The following is a 25,251-nucleotide window of genomic DNA, read 5'->3' as shown; positions in this document are numbered from 1 at the left end:
TAGTTCAAATTGAAAAAGCGTCAGAGATCATATGATCTCTGACGCTTTTTTTATTCAATTTGTAATACTTAGCGTATTAAACTAAAGTGGCCTTTAAATTGAATACTTCTATTATTATCAATGGCATCTATATATTCAATGACAAACCAATAGTCAGATTCAGGAAGTGACTCGCCATTATAAGTTCCGTCCCAACCCGTGCCAAAAGGGTCTAAATAATGCACTAGCTTACCATGTCTATCATATATTTCAGCTACTACATTGGTCGTTAAATTCGGGTCTGCCAAGCCCAATGGAAACCAGGTGTCATTTGATCCATCTCCGTTAGGTGAAAAATAAGTAGGGTAATTTACGATCAAGAAAGGGTCGCTTTCCAAAGTAGCACCACAATTACCAATAGACCTTACGAATATGGTATGTAAACCACCAACAACATTTTGAAAAAAGTTGTCGGTTTGGTAGGGTCCATCAGGATCATCCAAACTATACTCAAAGTTGGTATAGGCAAAAATGTCATTATTGATAATGGCTCTTACTCTATTGCCCGAATTTAATTCAAATCCTTCACTGGTTATTTCTATTTCAATATCCTGAGGTAATGGAGCTTCGGTAACATTAACAATATATTCTAAGCTACCTCCGCAATTAATCGTATTACCTATAGTAAATATTCTTAAGCTATATTCACCAGCTTGTGAGACATTGAAAATTGCTTCTTCAATTCCATCACCATTGGTATCGTTATTTGGGGTCCAGTCATAAATGTAATTAGGCCCCAGGTCAACACCAATAGGTACAGAAGCGGCAATACCATTAGTGTTGCTACAAATAGACACTTCGTACGGCAAATCAATAATTGGTTCTTCTAAAATTGTGACTTCAAATTGCGATTCAGAAGAACAGTCTTGATTGTTAGGAGATTGTGCGAAAATGTATATCGTTTGATCTTGACTTACTTGGCTACCTACTGTAAGAAGTTGACCTGTGCCATTTGCACCTGTGTAATAATTATTATTGTTGCTTAAATTCGGCAAGACAAAAAATTCACAGCCTTCAACATCATTTAAAGTGTCTGCCACCGGTATCGGTTCTATGGTCAGCGTTACCGGAATTCTATTTGAACTTATACAGCCGTTTACGGCTTCACTTGCTTCGGCATAATATGTATATGTGCCAATTGCCGTATCTGTAGGGGTAAAGGAAAGTCCATTTGCTATACTGGTACCCCCTGTAGCAGTGGTGTACCAATTAATAGTATCTCCATTGGTACCTAAAGAAACTTGTAATTCCGCACTAGGAGAACCTTCGCATGTATTTACATTTATTGGATTTGTGGCGTCATCTATGATAGGACACGAACAATCTGGTGCTTGTACTGTTAAAGTAGGCGAACATCCATTATTGTTTGCCGTGATAGTTACAAATGGCGTATTTGATGGAATGTTGATAACGCTATTACCACTTACGGTACCTGCGTTACTTGTTAATATTGCAGTTGGAATACTATTTGAAAATGTTACCGAATAGGTGTTTAAATCTGCACTACATGTTGCTGAAAGTAGATTTAATACAGGTGTTTCATTGATAGTTACCTCAAAGCTACTTTCGTCAAAACAGTTTGGCGTGGTACCAGATTCTGAATAAATATATATGGTTTGTGTACTGGTAATATCAGAACCTTCTAAAAGATTGGTGCCTGACCCGTTAGGTCCCGTGTAATAAAAGTTATCTGCAGATAAAACGGGTAGGGTGTAAGGAACACATTGGTTAATATCCGTACTTGTATCTGCAACTGGCATTGAATTAATAGTTAAGGTTACCGGAATTCTGTTACTTGTACAGCCAGAAACTGTTTCAATAGCTTCTGCGTAATATGTATACGTGCCAACTGCCGTTTCCCCGGTAGTATACGTGGTTCCAGTATTTAATAGGGTACCTGCGGTACTAGCGTCATACCAATTTATGGCATCGCCATTGGTTCCTAAATCTACGGATAGATCAGGAGTGGCGGTACCAAAACATATAGATTGGTTATTGGCGTTTACAGGGATGTCAATTACAGGGCAAGAACAATCTGGTGCGGTTATGTTCAGGTCTCTAATACAACCATTGTTATCTACTGTAATTGTAATGTCATTGCCTGCGGTTATACCTGTAATGGTATTACCTGTTAATACTCCTTCACTTGTATTTGTAATGTTGCCGGCGTTTACTACCACAGCAACATCATAGGTGGCCAGATCTGCGGAACAGGTAGCGGTAGTAGCTGGGTCTAGGGTAGGGATGGTGTTGACGGTTACCGTAGCGGAGGTTACGGGTACCAAATTTAATGTACATGTACCGCTTTCTATACTGCTAATTTCCATAGTAACATCTGCTGTAGTAGTAGTTTCGGTTATTGTTGCTATACCTGTGGCATCTAAAGTTACCGAAACAGACGTAGTTCCGCCATCCAATGAGTATGTTATGATATCTCCGGGAGTACCGGTTATAGTAAACTCGGCATCTTCGCCTTCGCAAATGCTTGCTGTAGTGGCTACAGGGGTAATTGGTGTTGGTCCGGCCGTTACATTTAATGTGGCTATTGATTCTTCATAACACAGGTTGTCATCTCCCATTACTCTAACTCTATATAAATTACCATCTAGACCTGTAGTAACCCCTGCAATAGTAAGTTCTGTGGTAGTTGTACCTATATAAGTAGCGTCTTCAACTAATAAAGTAAATGTTGTACCGCCGTCGGTACTTTCATACCATTCATATATTATAGTTGTATTTGTACCATCTCTAGTGGCGATAACCGTAAATACAGCATCACTACCTTCGCAAGCCTCGTTGGGATTGGTGAGCCCAGTGTCTATTACTGCAGGTTCTGAATAACTTCTAACATTTGGGCTAACTGGGGTGGTATAACCGTCTGTACCTAAAACTAATCCGTCACCATCTATTGCGGGTACACCATTACCAACAAAATCATCATTGTCGTCATTTGTAAAGCCTGCTTCGGTAGCATCTGGACAACCGTCGTTGTCTGAATCTGAGTCGTTGCAATCTGGGATACCATCATTATCATAGTCAAAATTAATTCGAATATTATCATAATTACCCGCTTCTTGATTGTTAGCTACATTAATAGTGTGTGTTATTCTCAATAGCAATAATTCACCTATGGCAGGGGAGCCAGCTGGTATTGGAACATTATAAGAAATATCTGTCCATGTGCCATTAGGTGTTTCATCAGGTGTTACAGTTCTTGAGCTTAATACCGTGAAGCCACTACCGTCATCGTAACCAGCTTCTAATAAACTTGTTCCATCATTTCTAAAACGGTCTTCAATATCTAATCCATCTCCAACAGAAACTGTTACGATATAACCACCTTCAATAATAGTAGGTACTCTATTGCTTAAATCATAAGCAAATCGATCCTGAGTTATAGAAGCAGTACCGTTAATGAAAACAAAAGAATCATTGTCATATCTAGTTGCATCTCCTGATGCTGCTGTTGGATCATCAGATATACCAGATCCATCAGCATAATAATTTGGAGAATAAGGTAATGTAGTTGCTGGGTCTATATAATCTTGGACTCGAACTAATGAAGTTCCTACAACAGAAAAATCACTAGGTAGCCAGAAATCTGGACTTCTTGTTCCCATGAGTGGATTACCTTGATTAGATGGTGTGTCGTTTCCAGCACCAGGGTCGTAAATAAAATTGTTTAAAGGTACTTCAAAAGCATAAGCCTCTCTCATTAATCCAACTGTTGTTAAATTACAACCCTCTTCAATATCTGTAATGCCATCATTATCATTATCCTTATCAAGTAAATCGAAATCATCATTGTTGGCTGGTAGATTTTGTGTGTATCCATCATCATTAGCCAATCCATCATTGTCTGTGTCTATTGGGTTACAAGTATCTAATAAGTTGTTGAAAACGGCATTTGTGGGACCACTATAACCTGTTGCGTAACCAGTAATTAAACCATCGGCATCGACTGCACCCCCGGCTAAAGTATCAGTGCCGCCATTAGCATGACCGGCTTCTTCAACATCAGGGCAACCGTCATTGTCGCTGTCAGTGTCAAAACAATTTGATATTCCATCGTTATCGGCATCCTTTACTATTCTTATATTATCATAATTTCCTGCTCTTTGATTTAGAATACCATTTTCTGTATGAGTAATTCTGACCACTATACCGTTTCCAAGTGCGGGACTTCCTAATGGTATATTTACATTAAGGTCAAAATTCATCCAAATGCCAGGAGGGGTTTCATACCCTTCAACTATTCTATTGCCTCCTGGTATAGTCTGGAAATTACCTATTCCATCTAAATACCCAAGTTCTATAATGCTTTGACCATCATTTCTAAATGGGTTTGACTCATTTATTCCATCACCTATATAAACTGATAGAATGTAATTACTAATCTCATATGAAGCATATACCTCTGATAATAAGATTGTACCTGTGCCATTGATAAAAGCTAATTGGTTTCCATCTGGTGCGGTAAAAAAATTGGGATCTACGTTTGGAGGCGAAATAATCTCTTCAATACCTGCTCCAGAAGTAGAATTGAAAATCCAACCTGTTTGAGGTGAAGAACCAGGTAAATCAGCTTCAAAACTGTGGTTTTCTATTGGAATTTCACATTCATATTCATCTCTAATACCATCATTGTCATCGTCTAAATCAAGATTATTAAGTACACCATCGCTATCATTATCATTGTAAGTTGGGTCACAACTATTTAAACTGTCATCAATAACCTCTTGGGTATTTCCAGAATAGCCAGTTCCTAACGGTATAACTGTTCCATCTGCATTTAACCCAGAATTATTTAATTCTCCGCTAGCATTTGCTAAATGACCTGCTTCTATAGCATCGAAACATCCATCATTATCTGCATCAATTTCTAAACAGTCTGAAATTCCATCTCCATCTGTATCTCTAACTAACCTAATATTATCATAATTTCCTGCTACTGCATTTGGCTGTGCTTCATGTGTAATTCGAATTAGAATTCCTTGTCCGATTGCAGGGTCACCCAAATTTAATACTGTGGTAAAAGAAAATTCATTAAAAGTTCCATCTAATGTATTTGTTCCATCCTCAATTAGTGAATTTATAGGAGTAAATGAAGCTGGGTCATTACCGTAGCCGAGTTCTATAGTGGAAATTCCGTCATTTCTATATCGGTTAGTAGAACTTAAACCATCTCCAATATTTAAAGTGAGTATATAACTTCCAGGTGCAAAAATACCTATATGGTTACTTAAGGTTATAGATACTACTGGGTCCGTTCCATCTGAATTAATGTATAGAAATTGATTTTGCTCTGGAGCTATAGGATAATTAGTCGTAGGTTCTATATTGTGTGTTCCAGCAATACCTTGACCTAAAGTGTATAAGGTGGGTGAGTAATCCCATCCATCTGGAAATGAATAGTATGTAGGGGATTCGAAACTATAATTGGGAATTGGTATTTCACAATCATAAAAGTCCAATATACCATCATTATCATCATCCAAATCACATACATCACCAACGCCATCACCATCAGAATCAGCATTAGATGGATCTGCAGTATTTGGGCAAAAGTCAACACCATCTAAAACGCCATCAAAGTCAGCATCTTGCGCAACGGCTATAAATGAGAAAGAAAAAAATAGAATGGCTAAATATAGTGTTCTGTGTAGCATAGTAGTAATTTGAAAAAAAAGTATCATTCTATGGGGTTAAACAAAAAGATACGTAGTAAAAATAGTGAGCGTTTTATCTAATAAAATCATTAATCGCTGAATCGCAAAATTACTAGATAAGAGCCTATTTATATCATTAATTTTTAATTGATTATCAACAAAAAAGGTCAAGAACAACGTTCTTGACCTTCAACTACTTCTTATGTAAAAAGTTGTTATTTCTTACCAATTTGGTAATATGTAAACCCTTTTTCGGGCATATTTAATGCTGTATATTGATTTCTACCGTCAAAAATAATAGGTTGGTTCAACCTTATTTTTAATTCTTCAAAATCTGGGGATCTAAATTCTTTCCACTCCGTTAGTAGTAACATTGCGTCCGCGTCTTTCAACGTGTCATATTTAGAGTCAAAATAAGTTACATTTTCTACATCTTTAAGGTAGAAACTCTTTGCTTCATGCATGGCCTTAGGGTCATATGCATTTACGGTAGCACCTCTTTTTACCAATTCTTTTATGATATAAATAGCCGGAGCTTCTCGCATATCATCCGTTTCCGGTTTAAATGCAAGACCCCAAATAGCAAAAGTCTTTCCGGTAAGGTCTTCGCCAAAATGACCGACTACTTTATTGGCTATAACAAATTTTTGGTCATTGTTCACTTTTTCAACGGCATCAATTAGCCTAGGTGTATAGCCGTGCTGCTGTGCGGAACGCTTTAACGCCTTTACGTCTTTTGGAAAACATGATCCACCGTAGCCACTACCAGGGTAAATAAAACTATAACCTATTCTACTGTCCGATCCAATACCAACTCTAACTTTGTTTACATCTGCACCTACCAATTCACATATGTTGGCAACCTCGTTCATGAATGAAATTTTAGTGGCCAGCATGGCATTGGCCACATATTTGGTCATTTCTGCAGAACGAACATCCATAGAAATCATTCTATTCTGTGTTCTAAAGAACGGAGCATATAAGGTTCTCATTTGTTCTTCAGCTTCGGGTGTTTCTACACCGATCACCACCCTGTCCGGCTTCATAAAGTCATTTATGGCATCACCTTCTTTTAAGAATTCCGGGTTAGATACCACTTCAAAAGGAATGTCTACTCCGCGTAAGGCCAAACGTTCTTGAATTTTAGCTTTTACTTTGTCCGCTGTACCCACAGGTACCGTAGATTTATCCACAATGATCAGCCTTTGCTGCATGTGGTCACCTATGTCTGAAGCAACTTGTAATACATATTGTAAATCTGCCGCACCATCTTCACCCATTGGCGTACCAACGGCAATAAATGCTATATCACATTTTTTAAGTGTTTTGGCTAGGTCTGTGCTAAAATGTAGTGTTTTGTTTTCAAAATTTCTCAATACCATTTGCGTAAGACCTGGCTCATATATAGGTATAATACCTTTCTCTAGGTTCGTGATCTTTTTTTCGTCTATATCTACGCAGGTAACCGTGTTTCCCATTTCAGCAAAACACGTTCCGCTAACTAGACCTACATATCCTGTTCCTATTACTGTTAAATTCATTTGGTAATTTTATTTACTGGCGATAAAGTTAATATCTATATATTTAATATTGAAAAATATATCGTTTTATGGGTTTATAATCGTGCTGTGTAACCACTTGCTAGTTTGCCTTTTATATCATAAACCAATGTGCTCTCCTTTTTAAAGCTAGATAAGTCCTCTTTTAAAAACTTATCATGAGCTACGGCCAATACAATGACATCATATGTATCCGTAGGCCTTTGCTGTGTTGTAATTAATCCGTATTCATGTTCTACTTCTTCTGGGTCTGCCCAAGGGTCATATATGGTGGTGTTTACCCTATAATCGTTCAAATTTTTTACCATATCAATAACCTTTGTGTTTCTGATATCCGGACAATCTTCTTTAAACGTTACCCCTAGTATTAAAACTTTAGCATCTTTGACCTGTAAGTCGTGCTTTAGCATTAGCTTAATGATTTGCAGACTAACATACTCGCCCATACCATCGTTAATTCTTCTGCCGGCCAAGATCAAATCTGGGTTGTACCCGTTTTCTTGCGCTTTCTGAGCTAAATAATAAGGGTCCACACCTATACAGTGACCACCAACTAGACCTGGTTTAAACGGTAAAAAATTCCATTTCGTACCTGCTGCCGCTAAAACATCATTTGTATCAATATCCAACAGGCCAAAAATTTTGGCCAATTCATTCATGAAAGCGATATTAATATCCCTTTGGGTATTCTCAATGACCTTGGAAGCTTCCGCAACTTTAATGGTAGGAGCAAGGTGAGTACCCGCCGTTATTACAGATTTATATAACTCATCTACCTTTTTACCGATTTCCGGAGTAGAGCCTGACGTTACTTTTAAAATCTTCTCTACCGTATGCTTTTTATCTCCCGGATTTATGCGTTCGGGAGAATAACCTGCATAAAAGTCCTTGTTAAAGACCATATTACTTGTTTGCTCTATTACAGGAATACATACTTCTTCCGTGGCACCTGGGTATACCGTTGATTCATAGATGACTATATCTCCCTTTTTTATAATTTTACCTACCGCTTCACTGGCTTTGATCAATGGCGTAAAAACAGGTCTTTTTGTGTCGTCAACCGGGGTAGGTACCGTAATAATATAATAAGTGCAATCAGCCAGGTCATTAATTGAGGTTGTGCAGATTAACCCCTTCTCTTTTTGGTTTAAATCCGTTGTTAAAACTTCTTCAAGATCTAAATCTGAAAGTTCAAGAGTAGTATCCTTTCCTGATCTTATTTCATCAACTCTTTTTTGACTTATATCATAACCTACAACTCTGTACTTTTTTGCAAATAGGGCAGCCAATGGAAGTCCTACATATCCTAATCCTATAATTCCTATTTTCATTCCTTAGTTTTATATAAATGTTCTGTTCTTTGTTTCTTTCTTACTTTATAATTAAAACTGGGGAACTTTAAATTTATAGAACGTTATCAGGATTTATAGAAACTCGTATACCACTTTGCAAATTGATGAATGCCAAATTCAATATCTATTGCAGGTAGGTAATTATAATTTTCTTTTAACTCCTCAATATCCGTCCAGGTTTTATAAACATCACCATCTTGCATGGGTAACATGTTATAAGTTGCTTTTTTATTCAATTCCTTTTCTAGAATAGCAATAAAATCCATCAGTTTAACCGGTTTGCCATTTCCAATATTGTATATGGCATTATTGCTGTTTTCTGAATTGCTTATAAAACCTTTTTCTACTATTTTATTGATTCCACCAATGATATCATCTATATAAGTAAAATCCCTTTCAAGCTGCCCATTGTTGAATACTGGGATACTTTCATTTTTTAAAATAGCTTTCGTAAATTTAAAGTAGGCCATGTCCGGTCTACCCCACGGTCCATATACGGTAAAAAACCTCAATCCGGTTGTCTTAAAGTCATATAAATGACTATAGGTGTGTGCCATTAGTTCATTGCTTTTCTTTGTAGCGGCGTATAAACTTACGGGACTATCAGTAAAATCTGATGTTTTAAAAGGGGTAGTAGTGCTATTACCATATACACTTGAACTACTTGCATATATTAAATGAGGAACTTTAGTTGTTTTGCAACCTTCTAAAATATTAAAAAAACCTACAATATTGCTATTTATATATTTATCAGGATGTTCTAAACTATAGCGTACACCAGCTTGAGCAGCTAGATTGCAAACAATATCAAATTTAGTTTCTTGAAATACATCGTTTATCGTAGGCGCATCTTCCAAACTACATTTAATAAACTTGAAGTTTTGGTAAGCCGAACTTTGAATATATTTCTTGTCGTCTTTAATATTGTCTTGTGTAATGCCTAGTTCCGTTAACCTTGCATATTTTAAGGCAACATCGTAATAATTATTAATGTTGTCCAAGCCAGTTACTTGGTGCCCAGATTTAAGCAAAGAAAGCGATAAGTGGAAGCCAATAAAGCCCGCAGCACCAGTTACAAGTATTTTCAAAATTTTTAAATTTTAGATATACAAATGTAACTATTGCCGTAATAAAACGCTTTATTACGGCATTGTTAAAAGAAGTTAAATGATTTAGTTGCCTTTTATAATCTTTTTGTAGGTGAATTCATTTGTTTCTACCCTTGTTATTTCAATTAAATATAAACCGTCAGATAAGAAGGAAACGTCAATTGCAATCTCTTCAGGGTGATCTTCATTCACAATATTTTGAAATACTAACTTACCATAAGAATCATAAAAACCTAAAGCTATAGATTCGTTCATAAAATCTGATAGGTTGATATTTAAATTTTCATTGCCTACAGGATTAGGGTATACTTTAATATCCTTTAAATCTACATTGTTTAGGGTTGTATTTGGTGCTGTAACAGTAATTGTAAGATTGGTTGTGGCCGTTAGCCCTTCTTCATCTGTAACTGTCAAAATTACTTCATAGATGCCTGGTGTGCTAAAGGTATGAGTAGTGGTTTTTCCATTGCCAGTTGTACCATCACTATAATTCCATACGTACGAGGTGATTGCGTTATCATCGGACGATCCAGATGCATCAAAAGTTACCGTTAAAGGTGTCTCTCCATTTAATGGGTTGGCAGTTGCCAATGCTGTTGGTGCTATATTGGTAGGTTGACCGTTAGTGACAACAATTTCAAGGTCAACAGTATCTGTAAGGCCTTCAGTATCAATTACCGTTAAGACAACATTGTAAACACCAACTGTTTCAAAAGTATGTGACGTTTGTATTCCTGTGCCTACTGAAGATCCGTCACCAAAATTCCAAGAATATGAACTGATTTCATTATCATCAGAGGAAGCTGAAGCATCAAATTCAACTAATAATGGAGCTTCTCCGTTCAAGGGCGTAGCCGTAATCATAGCAACAGGAGGGTTGTTACCTGAGGAGATTTGCGTTACCGTGATATCTATGGTGGCAGTATCCGTAAGTCCTTCCGAATCTACTACTGTTAATGTAGCTATAAAGGTATTTGCGGAGGTATAGGTATGTGAAGGATTTATTCCCGTACCCGTTGTACCATCACCAAAATCCCAAGAATATGAGGCAATGGCATCATCGTCAGAAGACCCCGAGGCATCGAATTCAACCAACAAAGGAGCTTCTCCGTTCATAGGAGTAGCAGTTGTCATGGCAATAGGAGGCATGTTGCCCGATGAGGGTTGTGTTACGATAATATCGATAGTGGTAGCATCCGAAAGTCCTTCCGAATCAATTACTGTCAATGTAGCGGTAAATGTATTTATGGAGGTGTACGTGTGTGAAGGATTTATACCCGACCCCGTTGTTCCGTCACCAAAATCCCAAGAATATGAAGCTATCTCATCATCGTCAGAAGATCCAGATGCATCGAATTCAACCAATAATGGAGCTTCTCCGTTCATAGTTGTAGCCGTCATCATGGCTATAGGAGGTGTGTTTCCCGATACAGGTTGCGTTACGTTTATTTCAATGGTGGCAGAATCCGAAAGCCCTTCCGAGTCAACTACAGTTAATGTGGCAGTAAAGGTATTTACAGCGGTATAGGTGTGGGAAGGATTTATACCTGTTCCGGTAGTACCATCGCCAAAATCCCAAGAGTATGAGGCTATCGCAACATCGTCAGTTGAGCCTGAAGCATCAAATTCAACTAATAGTGGCGCGGTACCCGTCATAGGGCTTGCTGTTGCTGCAGCTAAAGGAGCTGAGTTGGTTACAGTACTTGGTGAAACTATAATTTCTATTGTTTCTGTATCTATTAATCCTTCGGCATCGGTAACTGTTAAGATAGCTTCATAAGTACCTTCATTAGTATAGGTGTGTGATATTACCGCATCAGTTTCAATTGCGGTGCCGTCGCCAAAATTCCATGAATAAGAAAAAATTCCATTATCGTCGGTGGATCCAGAACCATCGAAATTCACTTCTAACGGTGCTTCGCCATTTAGTGGCGTTGCATTAGCAACAGCAGTTGGTGCATTGTTCAATGGTGCTTCTACCGTTATTAAAATGTTTTCCGTGTCCTTTAAACCAGCCGAATCTGTTATAGTTAGTTTTGCAGTAAAATTACCAACCAAGGTATAAGTATGGGTCGAAGTTATTCCAGAACCCATTGTTCCATCTCCATAATCCCAGGCATAAGAGACGATAGCATTGTCTCCAGAGGAACCAGATGCGTTGAATGATACATCTAATGGTGTATCTCCTGTTTGAGGTGTCGCAACTATATTAGCAATAGGTGCACCACTAGAAATGATTTCAATTGCTTCGGTATCCGTACCGCCGTCATTAGCGGTGATAGTCAAAACTACATTGTATGTTCCAGAATAGATAAAAGTTTTGTCAACATTTACACCTGTGGCAGTTGTACCATCTCCAAAGTCCCAACTGTATGATGCTATACCCGAATCATCAGTGGAATTGGAACCATTAAAATTAACTTCTAATGGAGCACTACCGTTAGTCGGTACAGCAGTTATGGCTGCAACTGGTGGAGTATTTCCCCCATTTTGTGATAAATTGATTACAGAAAGATTATCATAATATACAGTTCCAGGGTTATTTGAACCGTAATTTGTGTACAGCCATATATTAAGTGTAGTAATTCCACTTGGGACTATAAACGTATCTTCGAAGTTTGTCCACCCCGAACCAAATGTATGGTCGATAAGAGCAGTATTTACTTGGTTGTTTTGATTTACTTCAATTCTAGGAATACCTTCTGTACCATCGGCATCAAGGGAAACAAGTATTTCATTGCCTGCAACTATGCCTAAAGTATTTAAGTCAAGACTAATATTGTGTTTTACATAAGGAGAGTCATTGTCAACGTTAACAAGTCTAAGTGAGCAGTCCGATCCGTTGGTGTTTTCTGCATTTCCAACAGCAATTTCTAAATCGTTGGAGGTTCCTTTTGGTAATGTTATTCCACCGTCTTCGTTTATTAATTGATTGGGACAACCGTCTGTTTCGTCGATAATAGTGACTTTCAAATCAAAAACGGCTGTGCATCCATTTGCAGTTGTCATTACAAATTGACCTTGATTAGCTATATCTATAAGTCCATTATTTCTTTCTGGGTTAGTTCCTTGATAGACATCAGTGTCAATTTGATATTCATATGTGGCACTCCCGCCTGAGTCAAAAGTAGGACCATTTTCTTGTGGAGTAGTAATATAATATTGATTACCTGCTGTTTCCGCTCTTAAATAAATGTCACCACCTTCTTGAACAATTAATGACTCGCCAGGTGTAACTGTTAACCAAGTGCCCCCAGTGCCAATTCGGTATTGTGCTATAATGTCACCTTCTTCACATTCGACTACATTTGGGTTACCTGTATTTATGCCTTGTTGATAGTATTCGTAGATTTCAGTCTCTCCAAGCACTTTGTTAAATACTTTGAGCTCATCTATTTTACCGTTAATTTCATCAGTTATGCCACTGCCGTTTGCATAACTGGGTAAATTTGCAGCTGATCTTTCATCGTAAAAACCTGAAGATGTAAAGTGTGACTGAAGGCTACCATCATCTTTAAAAGGAATTGTACCGCTAAGTTCTTTCCAAGAAATTAATTTGCCATTAGCATAGAGTTTTGCAGTTCTTCCATCATAGGTAGCTGCCATATGTACCCAAGTGTCCATAGGGGCACGACCGGCATAAAGATCTACTGGACCGTTATTGGTTACAAATGCCCATTTGTACATGGTATTATGAAAGCCAAAAAATAGGGTACTTACATAATCGTGACTGAACAGTCCAACGTTAGCAACCTTTCCGGTATCAGGTATTGTACTTCCCGCAGAATTTCTATACGCCCATGCCATTACGGTTATTTGGTCGTCCAAGGTTTGTAAAGAAGGGGAGCTAGGGATATCTATGAGAGCATTGCTACTATGCTCAAGCCCATTAAATTCTATAGCACCATCTATAATTCCTGTTGTCCAATTGTAATTACCGCCATTTGTTATAATATTTCCATTATCATCATGCTCAACAATGTTAGCGTTGTTATTGTAAGAACTTGCGTCTGTTGCTGTGGAACCACTATTTTCATCGAACTTCATGTCTACCACCAAATTCGTATTTGTTATTTGTAATGGCTCGGCAGTACCTATTCTTAATGTTCTTGAAATACTGGGTGTGCCATTTGCATCTAGTGCAAAGAGCATATAATATCCTGGGGGTAAAAGATTTCTGTCCGGAATGGTCAAATTATGATCAGTGCCGGGAGTTGTAGCTAAAGGAATTCTTCTTTGTTCATTATTTGTTGAATGGGTAGCTGCGGAGAATCTTACCAAACTAAATGAGGAAACTGCAGTATTTGTAGTTACTCGAAGAGGGTCGCCATAATCCACTAATGGATTATTATTATAAGGTCCGTTTCCTAAAGAATATCCAGTTATACTAGTAATAGATGGTCTTGTAGCTAGGTCTCCATTGGTGTCAAATAAATAAGGCGGACTATAAATTTCAGCATTAGTATGGTCCTCACAGCCTAAAGTACCATCACATAGGCCTCCACCACCTACAAATACACGACCATCGGTCATTAATATAGCAACGCTATGATACGTTCTAGCTTCCGCCATTTCAGCTACGGTCTCCCATGTTCCAGGGTCGTTACCTTGCCCAGGCGTATAGATTTCAGCGGCGTAACGAGCACCTACATCTGTAAAAACGGCACCTTTATCAAGGCCGCCCGTAACCAAAACTTGACCATTTGGAAGAACCGTGCTATTGTGCATTGTGCGGCTTTCCGCTAAGGTGCCTGCACTGGTTACTTGAGCTTGGCTCCCGTAAGGAACATCTATATCGATAACAAATGAATTGTTTTTAGCAGGTGTGGTTGTAGTAGAACTTTCTCCATAAGAAGTGGCACCACCAACTTTTAAGATTTTTCCAATATCGAACATTACTGTTGTGCCTTTCATGGAGTAAGTATCATCCGCCCTAAATCCGGCTGACGTAATATCACCGCCTGATACATCTGGGTCTATCCAATGCATCTCTTCGCTAGGACCCGCATGAAATAGTTTGCCATTAGGTGCAGGCCATAGCCAAACGTGGTTGTCTACCCTGTATAAAGGGTTTGTCTGGGTTTCAAGACTAAGGTCATTGGCAGTATAGATATCCTCACCTGTAATATTAGGAAGATTTATCCACCCTGATTCCGGTGTCCATAATTCCGCTGCTTTACCTCCATTGTTACCAGCTCCTCCGCTCCAAGAACCACCAACTGTAAAAACAGCGCCATTTGATAGTGTAGTATTGCCCTGATAGCCTCGCGGAATATTCATGTCCGCAGCACGGGACCAAACACCTGTTAACGGGTCATAAATACTTGTGCGTTCACTAGTAGTACCACCTGCCGATAAAATACGGCCATCGGCAAGGTTGTTTATTCCAGGACAGAACATGTCATGATCTGTTTGTGTTACCTTTTCACCAAGAGCTTGACCAAGTCCGCCATTAGCATTAGGGTCAAAAAGCTCCGTATACGTCATACCATCACCAATCTCAATAAAAGTATTGCGGAATTGAGATGACCAGGTTATTAATCTTCCGTCAGGTAGGTTTGCCACGGCAACAGGTACAATCCCAAATGGAATAGGGTCTCCCCATTCACCAACTTCTCCTCGTGTTTGTGATTGCATTGTTGAGCTACAACACAAAACAAATATTAATATATATAAATTGTAAAATTGTATGCGCTTCATTTTTTTGGTAGAATCTAATATAGTTACATTCCGGGGACACTTTTGTTATAACAAAGATACTTTTGTATATACGAATTGAACGAACAAAACGCTGAAATCCATCAAATTGTCGATTAAGTACGTCAGTCTTTTTTAGTCCTCTTAAGTAGAAAAAACTTACTTGTCACTTTGATGAAATATAGTTGGAGAATATTCGTTTATAGAATGGATTTAGTAAATTTGCCTGATTGTCAGTAATTAAAGCAAAGTTATTAATGGTAGTATCATGTTATTTTCTAACCTAATAATCTGTTAGACGATGATAAATGCGAATTAAACGAATTTAAATAGGTTTTTTTTATTTTGAAATAATCCCATTTTATATTCGTATTCCACAAGTCCAATAAAAAACAACATAATGACCTACTTTAACTTATCTAATAATATAAATCGATTTGCATCTAAATGGATAGTTCTTGCTATTGACATTTTAATGATCGGTATTTGTTTTATATTATCTTATTGTATAAGATTTAATTTGACATTCAACTTTGACGTTAATCAATTATTGATTCAATTACCGGTAGTTTGTTTGATTACGGCAATTTCATTTTTAATCATTGGTTCCTACAAAGGTGTAATAAGACATACCGGTGTACGTGATGTCTATAATATATTTAATGCCGTTTGTTTGTCAAGTATTTTGTTGATAACCATGGTGTTAATCAATAAGGAACTAAATATTTTTGAAAACTTCACCATACCTCTTTCCATTATAATTATATATAGTTTACTTTCTTTTATAGGTTTAACTGCTTCACGTTTTGCATTTAAGTCTATGTACAATGCCGTATTGACCAAGGACATAAAATCTCACAAGAATGTGATTATTTATGGTGCAGGGGAGTCTGGTATCTTAACACACAATGCTTTGACCCAAAATACGGTAAACAAAGTTAGAGTTTTAGGTTACATTGATAATGATAATAAAAAAGTTGGTAAGCAGATAAACGGAATTGACGTTTTTAGTAGAAGAATTCTAACGGAGGAATTCATATTAAAAAATAACATCAGTGAAATCATTTTTTCCATCAATAAAGGAATCTCACAAAAGAAATTAAGGATTTTGGTAGAGAGATTGGTTGATTATCCCGTTAAGGTTAAAATAGTTCCACCTGTTGAAGATTGGATAAATGGAGAGCTTAAAGTATCACAAATTAAGCAAGTGCAAATTGAAGATCTTCTGGATAGGGCACAGATCAATATAGATAACAGTAAAATAGCCAATGAACTTAAAGACAAAACCGTTTTGGTTACGGGTGGCGCAGGATCAATTGGTAGCGAGCTTGTTAGACAAATTTGTACCTACGATTATAAGTCGTTAATTGTAATTGATCAAGCGGAATCTGCGCTTTATGATTTGCAACAGGAGCTAAAACAAAATGGCTTTCATAATTTTATTCCTATTGTAGGCGATGTTAGGGATAAAAATAGATTGAATTCAATTTTTGAAGAACATAAACCGAATATGGTATTTCATGCCGCAGCATATAAGCATGTGCCGTTGATGGAATACAATTCTTATGAGGCTATAAAAATAAATATTGCCGGAACAAAAAATATTTCTGACCTGTCTATCATGCATGGAGTGGAGAAATTCGTTTTTGTATCTACGGATAAGGCGGTGAACCCAACTAATGTAATGGGAGCTAGTAAGAGAATTGCCGAAATGTATATTAGCTGTATGCAACAAGAAGGCAAAACAAAATTTATTACCACTAGATTCGGTAATGTTCTAGGGTCTAACGGATCTGTAATTCCATTATTTAGAAAACAAATTGAAAAGGGTGGTCCAATTACGCTTACACATAAAGATGTTACAAGATACTTTATGACCATACCAGAGGCTTCACAATTAGTTCTAGAAGCTGGTTCAATGGGGCAGGGAGGAGAGATTTTTATCTTTGATATGGGAGAATCTGTTAAGATTTTTGATTTAGCCAAAAATATGATCAAATTATCTGGGCTGAACTACCCTGAAGATATTGATATTAAGATTACTGGATTAAGACCGGGCGAAAAATTATATGAAGAACTTTTGGCCAATGGAGAAAGTACGATGCCAACATATCATAAAAAAATAAAAATTAGTAAGGTAAGAGCTTTGGATTATCCATTAATTAGAACTAGAATTGATGAATTATGTATTACCAATATGTTCTTTGCAGGAGATCCAGTGGTTCTGATGAAGAAGATAGTACCAGAGTTCGTGTCAAATAATTCAGAATTATGTAAGCATGATGATGCGAACAAAACTAATGAAGAAACGGCGCCAGCATTAAAAATCGTTAAATCTTAAATAGTTAATCAACCTTTTTATTATACAATCTAGACATGATCAGAAAATCAGTAGTTAAGCTTTGCAGTTTATTTATCATTAGTTCTTTACTTTTAGTTTCTTGTGCATCTAAAAAAGATGTCGTTTATTTTCAAAATGCCGGTGATTATGAGACGATAGTTTCAGATAATTCACACACCAATAAGTTTAAGATAGATGATGTGATCAGTATAAATGTTTCTACTTTAGATCCACAAGCCAGTATGCCGTTTAATTTATTTAAGGGTGCTGAAGAAGGTGGTTTTCGTCCGGAGCAATTAGATTATATTATTGATAAAAATGGAGATATTGATTTTCCTGTACTTGGAGCTATAAAAATTGTGGGTCTTTCTCCTGAAGAAACAAAACAATTATTAACTGAAAAATTAAGTAATTATTTAAAGGATCCTATTATCAATATTAGATTAAAAAACTTTACCATATCTGTTTTAGGAGAGGTGGCCAGACCTGGTACATATCCTGTTAATGGAGAACAGATTACTGTATTGGAAGCTATTGGATTGGCAGGAGATTTGACAATTAAGGGTATACGCCAAAACGTTATGGTAATAAGAGATTTTAACGGGACAAAGGTTTATACCAGAATAGATTTGACACAAAAAGAATCTTTGAACTCACCGGTTTATTACTTGACCCAAAATGATATTGTTTACGTTGAACCAAATAAATCTGCAATTACTTCTTCTGCATTGGATAATCGTGCATCAATTTGGGTGTCTATAGCATCTGTACTGATTACATCTACAGTCTTGATACTAACTAGGCAATAATATTACTATTTAATTTTATGGAAAAAAATAAAAGAATTTCTCTAGGAGATAGTTCTGATCTGTCAGACCTGATTAAAGGATATTCTAAACATTGGAAATGGTTTTTATTATCGGCCATTTTCTTTTTAATGCTTGGGGTTTTGTATTTACGTTATGCTACACCTAAATACAAGGCAGCTGCAAAAATTCAAATTCTTGAGGATAAATCTGCTTCGTCAGAATTATCGGTATTTTCAGATTTGGACTTTTTAGGTAAAGGTCAAAATAATGTTGAAGATGAATTGGAGATTTTAGGGTCTCGTTCAAATTTGGTCGAAGTTGTAGATAATTTAGATTTGAATGTTGTTCTAACCGAGTTGGGTAATGTAAAGAGTAGGGAAATATACTCGAATAAGCCATTTAAGGTTAATTTTTTAGAAAATGATTCTATTGTAAATAACTCTAAATTAGAGTTTTTTGTAGAAATCTCAAATTCAACAACATTCGGTTTTAGCTTGGATAGAGATACACCTTCTAAAATTTACTCTTATGGAAAAAATATTCCAACGGAGATTGGGGATATTGTAATTACGCCTAATTTACCTTATTTCAATAATTATAAAGATAGCCAGATAAGAGTTTCGGTTAGTCCTTTATATATGGTTGCAGAGTCTTATCAAGATAAGATTGTGATGAGTCCGGCTACAGAATTTTCAAATATTCTTAATATATCACTTGAAGATGCAAATCAAGAAAAAGCAAAAGATATATTGAACAATTTAATTGCTACTTATAACAACAATGCCATAATTGATAAAAAGGCAATAGCGGATAAAACCTCTACTTTTATCAATGAAAGAATTAAGGAAATTTCTTCCAACTTAACTACTGTTGATCAAACTGCACAAGATTTTAAAACGTCTAAAGGTGTAACCGATATACAAGGTGAGGCAAACATAGCTTTAAACGTTGGGGCGGCCAATAGACAAGAATTGGAAAATGCCAAAACGCAATTGAATATTGCCAGTGGTATGAAAGAATATGTTAATTCTGAAACCGGCTATGAGGTATTGCCTTCAAATGTTGGTCTTTCCGATCCAACTATTGCAAATACTACGGCAAAGTATAATGAATTGGTTTTAGAAAGAAACAGATTACTTAAGAGTGCCGATGAACAAAATCCTATGATTGTGAATTTGGACCAACAACTGGATGGATTAAAACAAAGTATGAAATCTAGTTTAAACGGTATGGAACGTAATCTGGGTCTTCAAGTAAATAGTTTGTCGAGCCAGATGTCTAGAATTAACTCTAAAATATATTCAGCTCCTAAAAATGAAAGAGAGTTTAGGGATATTACAAGACAGCAACAGACTACAGAATCTCTTTATTTATATTTATTACAAAAAAGAGAGGAGTCTCAAGTTACTTTTGCATCTAGTTCGCCAAAATCAAAGGTTATCGATTACGCCTATCAGGTGGGCGATGCGCCAGTTTCTCCACAGCGGCCTAAAGTGTATTTAGCATTTTTGTTTGTAGGTTTATTATTGCCTTTTTCTGTAATATATGCCAACCAATTGATGGATAACAAGATCCATAACAAGATATCATTGGAAAAACTAATCAATGAAGTTCCTATTTTGGCTGAACTTCCTAAGATGGGGCGTAAAGAAGAAATGTTAATTAAGACTGATGATCGTTCAGTACTAAGCGAGTCTCTAAGAATATTAAGAACAAACTTAGATTATTTAATAAAGTCTAAAAGTGACAAAAAGAACAATGTTATTTTTGTGACCTCTAGTGTGCCTGGAGAAGGTAAAACATTTATCTCTTCTAACTTATCTATGATATTTGCGAATACAAATAAAAAAGTGCTTTTAATAGGTGGTGATGTTAGAAACCCTAAATTATATACATATTTCGCACAGAAAGATGTAGATAAAATAGGTGGACGTTCAAGGGGTAATGTTGATATAGGTTTATCTGAGTATCTTCATGATCCTAAAATTCAAACTAAAGATATCATTAACTCCATGTTAGTGCATTCAACTACTTTTGATGTTATTTATTCAGGTAAAATACCACCAAACCCTGCCGAGTTATTAATGGGTGATAGAATGGAAACATTATTATCCGAAGTATCTGAAATGTATGATTATGTTATTGTGGATACGGCACCAATAATGGTAGTTACCGATACTATGTTGATAACAGATTTAGCTGATCATATTATATATGTAACTAGAGCTGGGGTTACTGAAACAAAAGTATTGGAGTATCCGATCAACCTATGGGATCAAGGTAAGTTAAAAGGACTGGCATTTGTTGTCAATGATGTAAAAGAATCTAACCTTGGTTATGGTGGTAAATATGGTTATGGCTATGGAAAATCGGTTAAAAAATGGTGGAAGTTTTAATTACTTAAAACTTAGTCAACACTTTTAGTAAACTCAATTAGAATAATTTATACATCCTCGCAGTTCTTCTGCGGGGATTTTTTTTGTTCATCGTGTAATAGTGTAGTTCATCGATATTTTATAATAAAAAAATACAATAATTAAATACTATGCTTTCTTTTGTAATTCCCCGATTATAAAAGAGCAATATGTGTAAATATCATTCAAATTGGGGGCGTTTTTCAATTAGTTTTATCTTCTTATTTTATATTTCCTCTTGTTTTTCACAAGCCTTAAACGAAGTTGGTGAATGGGGCAACCCAATTCCATTTGAAATTGTTCCTGTTGCTGTGGCAAATCTTCCTGATGGTAGATTGTTAACATGGTCTTCCCAGTTTCCTAATACCTTTGATGAAATAGGTGATGGCTATACGTATACAGAACTATTTGATCCTAGTGGTAACAATGGATTAGGAAGTGCTTTAGGTATGACCTTGACAGATACGGATCATGATATGTTTTGTCCTGGTATTAATAATCTAGCGGATGGACGTATACTATCTGCCGGTGGTACTACGAGCGAACGTACCAGTATTTACGATCCTAAAACCAATCTTTGGACACGTGCCGCCGACATGAACATTCCACGTGGTTATCAAGGTAATGTTACACTTTCTAATGGAGCGGTATTTACCGTTGGCGGTTCTTGGAGTAATGGTGCCGGTAATAATGGTGGCAAAGCAGCTGAACTATGGTCTCCTGAATCTGGATGGATCAATCTTCCTGGCATCACTGGTGAAAGTATCTATAATTCTAATGATCTTAATTTGGAAAGCCAAACAAACCCTTTGTATAGGGTAGATAATCATGTTTGGCTATGGCCGGCACCTAATGGAAAATTATTTCATGCAGGTCCTAGTGAAGAAATGCATTGGATAGATTTAGATGTGCCGGGCGGCTCTATAACTTCTGCAGGATTTAGGGCAAATGATACATATTCAATGAAAGGGACTACCGTAATGTTCGACATTGGTAAAATTTTAAAAGTTGGTGGTGCCACTTCTTATGGTGAGAGTTACAATAGTACTACGCCAGCAAAAAATAATTCATATGTTATAGATATAGATGTACCTTATCCTCAATCACCAACGGTTATTAGTGCAGGCCATTTGTCTGAAAGTAGAACAATGCATAATAGTACGGTTTTGCCCAATGGTCAAGTTTTAGTTACCGGTGGTCTTGATAGGGGAGCGGTATTCACAGATGTGGGCGCTCGTCATGTAGCGGAACTCTATACACCGTCTTTAAACGGGGGGTCGGGTATTTGGGAAACCGTTGCGGAGATGCAGGAGGCCAGAACCTATCATAGCGTTGCCATTTTAATGACGGACGGTCGCGTTTTTGTTGGTGGTGGCGGTCTTTGTGATAATCTCCTAAATGGATGTAACAACCATTTTAGTGCCGAGATTTATAGCCCTCCTTATTTATTTGATTCTTCAGGCGATTTAGCTGTTAGACCTATCATTTCTGATGCTCCGGAAAGTTCAGGTTATAATTCAAGCATTACGGTTACGGCTAGTACAGGAATCACTGAGTTTAGTCTTGTTCGGTTTTCTGCTGCTACCCATTCAACAAATAACGAGCAAAGAAGAATTCCGGTTAGTTTTACGGGAAATGGTACTTACAATATAACTATTCCGAACAGAGAGCTTTTACCTCCAGGATACTACATGCTATTTGGTCTAGACAATGATGGTGTACCAAGCAAAGCCGCTACTATTAAAATTGGTTCCGCCCTTTCATTGGAAATAGCCAATGAAAATTTAATTGTTGATATGCAGTTTGAGGATGTAAGTGGAAGCAATGCATTGGATAGTAGTATATATAGTAACGATGCATCTATTGTTGAATACGATGATCAAGGAAGCCCAGTAGCTAATGCTGGAAATTACAGTTGGACATCTGGCATTATTGGTGGCGCTATTGAATTCAATGGTCTTGAACACAGCAGTAATGCGTTGATCGATATTCCTAGTTCAGCATCTTTACAAACATTGGATGAACAAATAACGGTTATGGCTTGGGCTTATAGAAATTCTGCCGGTAGTACTATACCCGAAACTGGAAAAGTAGCAAACGTAGGTCTTTTTAGCCATGATTATGTAAGTACCTTATTTTTTGGCTTCCATAACACATTGTATAAATGGGCCTTTGTAACCAATAACGGACCGGTAGACCTTTATGCTGGGCGTGCTCCAATGGATACTTGGGTACATATGGCGGCAACCTATGATGGTAACACCGCCAAACTTTATGCGAATGGTAAATTGATTGCATGGAAAGAATTAAGTGGTACCATTCCTTTTAAAGATGATGGAAGCTTACAATCGCATTTTACATCTTCTGGTTTTTATGATAGGAGAATTGCTGCTGAATTGCCAGGCTATGCTAATGGAAGTGGTATAACAGATGAAATAAACGGTAAAATTGATGAGCTTAAAGTCTTCAATAAAGTGTTAGGTGAATCTGAAATAAATGAATATTATCAACAGGGTATCAATACGGGTAATCCAGATGTTGTAATCTGTACTACTGAAGATATTATTGCTCAATATCGTATAGGCATCAATGGTCATTGGCAAACAGGAAATGCATTAAGTATAGAAGAAGGTGTGGATATTTACCTTAGGGCTCAAACTCCAAGCAATCAATATTATATTACTACTCCTCAAGAAAACGGACCTACATTCAATTCTGGAGGTAGTGAAAGCTATGTTTATAAAATAGATACCGGAGTATTTCAAGGGAGCAATCCAAAAAGAAATGACGGTTTAATTGATATTTCTAATCAAGGGCAATTTGTGATGACTACAGCGAATGGTTGTGCTACCGTTTTTGATTTGCAAGTAATTATAGTTGATGAAACAGATGGTTGTTCTAACCAACTGATAAATGATGACTTAGCAATAACGTTAGCCTCTGGTTTAAAGGTTGGGGGCTCTGATATTGTGGAGGGAACTTCGACTATAAATAATGGCTCACCTTGTAGTTTAATGGTAAGAAACTTTGATTATAATGAACCATGGAGTGGTTATAGGGCTTCTTTGAATTTGAATATCTTGGGCATCGATGCGGGCGACGAGCTATCGGTCTCCTTGGATGCCGAAGGGAGCACGGGAATCCCTAGGATAGAAGTAAACCAAGATAATAAAGTAAACACGGCATTGCTCTCGCATACCTTCGGTAGCGGATGGAGCACCTATAGCGGCACGTTTGTCGTACCGGCAAACCTTACCACGCTTGATATCTGGCTGTTCACGAACTATGCCTCGCAAAACCCGGGAACGGTCTATTACGATAACCTTAGTATCGTGAACCTGTCCAAAGCGGAAACGGATTTGCCCCCGTTATCGCAAGCGACGGTCTCTATGCTGCAAGGGCCTTCACCATTGACCGTGGACTTCAACGGCTCTTCCTCGTCCGACGACAACGGTATAGTTTCCTATGAATGGAATTTTGGCGACGGCAACACCGGTAGCGGTGTCCAGCTCTCACATGTGTATACTTCGTCTGGAACATATAATGCCGTACTGACGGTAACGGACTCGTCGGGACAGACGGCAACGGACATGTTGGAGATCACCGTTGAGCCGCCCCTGGGTTCCCCAGTATCCATATCCTCCGGAAGTCCGCTTAGCGGGGAGATCCCCCTTATGGTAGATTTCATCGGAAGCGCTTCTACCGACGACGTGGGCATAACGAGCTATTTCTGGGATTTTGGCGACGGTGGCAGCTCGGATGTTCCCGACCCGCAGTACGATTATGTCAATGCGGGCATCTATACGGCGACCTTGACGGTGACCGACGAGGACGGAAATTCCTCGGTGAGCAGCCTTGAGGTGGAGGCTATCGACGGTAGTGTGCCACTGGTATGCGAGGATCAACTGATTAATGATTTGCCAGGCATTACTTTGTCTTCGGGGTCAGTTGAGGGTGGTGCGGATAATTTTTTTGGGACATCAAATATGACAAATGGATCGGACTGTGCCTTTAGCATATCGAATGTTGATAGCGGTGAACCTTGGGGGCGCTACCAAGTTTCGTTGGACTTAGATGCCCTGGGCATAGACGCGGGTGACGAACTATCGGTCTCCCTGGATGCCGAGGGGAGCACGGGAATACCCAGGATAGAGGTGAACCGCAACAACCAGGCGAACACGGCCCTGCTCTCGCATACCTTCGGTAGCGGATGGAGCACCTATAGCGGCACGTTTGTCGTACCGGCAAACCTTACCACGCTT

General features: G+C 37.6%; 9 protein-coding genes. 4 read left to right on the top strand and 5 right to left on the bottom strand.

The window, feature by feature from the left end:
- Positions 1-68: 68 nt before the first annotated feature.
- From PXC01_RS14820 to PXC01_RS14800, 5 genes are all read right to left on the bottom strand, one after another.
- Entirely contained in the window at positions 69-5,708 is a 5,640-nt protein-coding gene (locus PXC01_RS14820; RefSeq protein ID WP_276473069.1) for a T9SS type B sorting domain-containing protein, read from the bottom strand.
- 215 nt (positions 5,709-5,923) lie between these two features.
- On the bottom strand, positions 5,924-7,249 hold the full coding sequence (locus tag PXC01_RS14815; protein ID WP_276473068.1) for a UDP-glucose dehydrogenase family protein: 1,326 nt from the start codon (positions 7,247-7,249) through the stop codon (positions 5,924-5,926).
- A gap of 74 nt (positions 7,250-7,323) precedes the next feature.
- Positions 7,324-8,598: a nucleotide sugar dehydrogenase gene (locus tag PXC01_RS14810; protein WP_276473067.1), complete on the bottom strand. Its 1,275-nt coding sequence runs from the start codon at positions 8,596-8,598 to the stop codon at positions 7,324-7,326.
- Between the two features lie 86 nt (positions 8,599-8,684).
- Positions 8,685-9,707, bottom strand: coding sequence for an NAD-dependent epimerase/dehydratase family protein (locus PXC01_RS14805; RefSeq protein ID WP_276473066.1), 1,023 nt, complete (start codon positions 9,705-9,707; stop codon positions 8,685-8,687).
- Between the two features lie 84 nt (positions 9,708-9,791).
- Entirely contained in the window at positions 9,792-15,365 is a 5,574-nt protein-coding gene (locus PXC01_RS14800; protein ID WP_276473065.1) for a PKD domain-containing protein, read from the bottom strand.
- 460 nt (positions 15,366-15,825) lie between these two features.
- Between PXC01_RS14800 and PXC01_RS14795 the strand changes: the two genes are divergently transcribed.
- The 4 genes from PXC01_RS14795 to PXC01_RS14780 form a co-directional block, all read left to right on the top strand.
- The gene (locus PXC01_RS14795) at positions 15,826-17,766 is read left to right on the top strand and encodes a polysaccharide biosynthesis protein (protein WP_276473064.1); all 1,941 of its coding nucleotides are present in this window, start codon (positions 15,826-15,828) and stop codon (positions 17,764-17,766) included.
- 35 nt (positions 17,767-17,801) lie between these two features.
- Complete coding sequence (locus tag PXC01_RS14790) at positions 17,802-18,575, top strand: polysaccharide biosynthesis/export family protein (protein WP_276473063.1); 774 nt, start codon at positions 17,802-17,804, stop codon at positions 18,573-18,575.
- 17 nt (positions 18,576-18,592) lie between these two features.
- Positions 18,593-20,971: a GumC family protein gene (locus tag PXC01_RS14785; protein WP_276473062.1), complete on the top strand. Its 2,379-nt coding sequence runs from the start codon at positions 18,593-18,595 to the stop codon at positions 20,969-20,971.
- A 188-nt stretch (positions 20,972-21,159) separates the two neighbouring features.
- A partial coding sequence (locus PXC01_RS14780; protein ID WP_276473061.1) for a PKD domain-containing protein occupies positions 21,160-25,251 on the top strand: 4,092 nt, incomplete at its 3' end.

It is taken from the genome of Maribacter huludaoensis, assembly GCF_029350945.1.
Taxonomy (GTDB): domain Bacteria; phylum Bacteroidota; class Bacteroidia; order Flavobacteriales; family Flavobacteriaceae; genus Maribacter; species Maribacter huludaoensis.
The sequence above is the reverse complement of the archived record's forward strand: the minus strand, read 5'-3'. Positions and strand labels throughout refer to the sequence as shown.

Excerpts from the sequence above, each read along its gene's own strand:
- PXC01_RS14810 (WP_276473067.1), bottom strand. The coding sequence starts at position 8,598 with ATGAAAATAGGAATTATAGGATTAGGATATGTAGGACTTCCATTGGCT.
- PXC01_RS14795 (WP_276473064.1), top strand. The coding sequence starts at position 15,826 with ATGACCTACTTTAACTTATCTAATAATATAAATCGATTTGCATCTAAA.
- PXC01_RS14815 (WP_276473068.1), bottom strand. The coding sequence starts at position 7,249 with ATGAATTTAACAGTAATAGGAACAGGATATGTAGGTCTAGTTAGCGGA.
- PXC01_RS14820 (WP_276473069.1), bottom strand. The coding sequence starts at position 5,708 with ATGCTACACAGAACACTATATTTAGCCATTCTATTTTTTTCTTTCTCA.
- PXC01_RS14800 (WP_276473065.1), bottom strand. The coding sequence starts at position 15,365 with ATGCAATCACAAACACGAGGAGAAGTTGGTGAATGGGGAGACCCTATT.
- PXC01_RS14790 (WP_276473063.1), top strand. The coding sequence starts at position 17,802 with ATGATCAGAAAATCAGTAGTTAAGCTTTGCAGTTTATTTATCATTAGT.
- PXC01_RS14785 (WP_276473062.1), top strand. The coding sequence starts at position 18,593 with ATGGAAAAAAATAAAAGAATTTCTCTAGGAGATAGTTCTGATCTGTCA.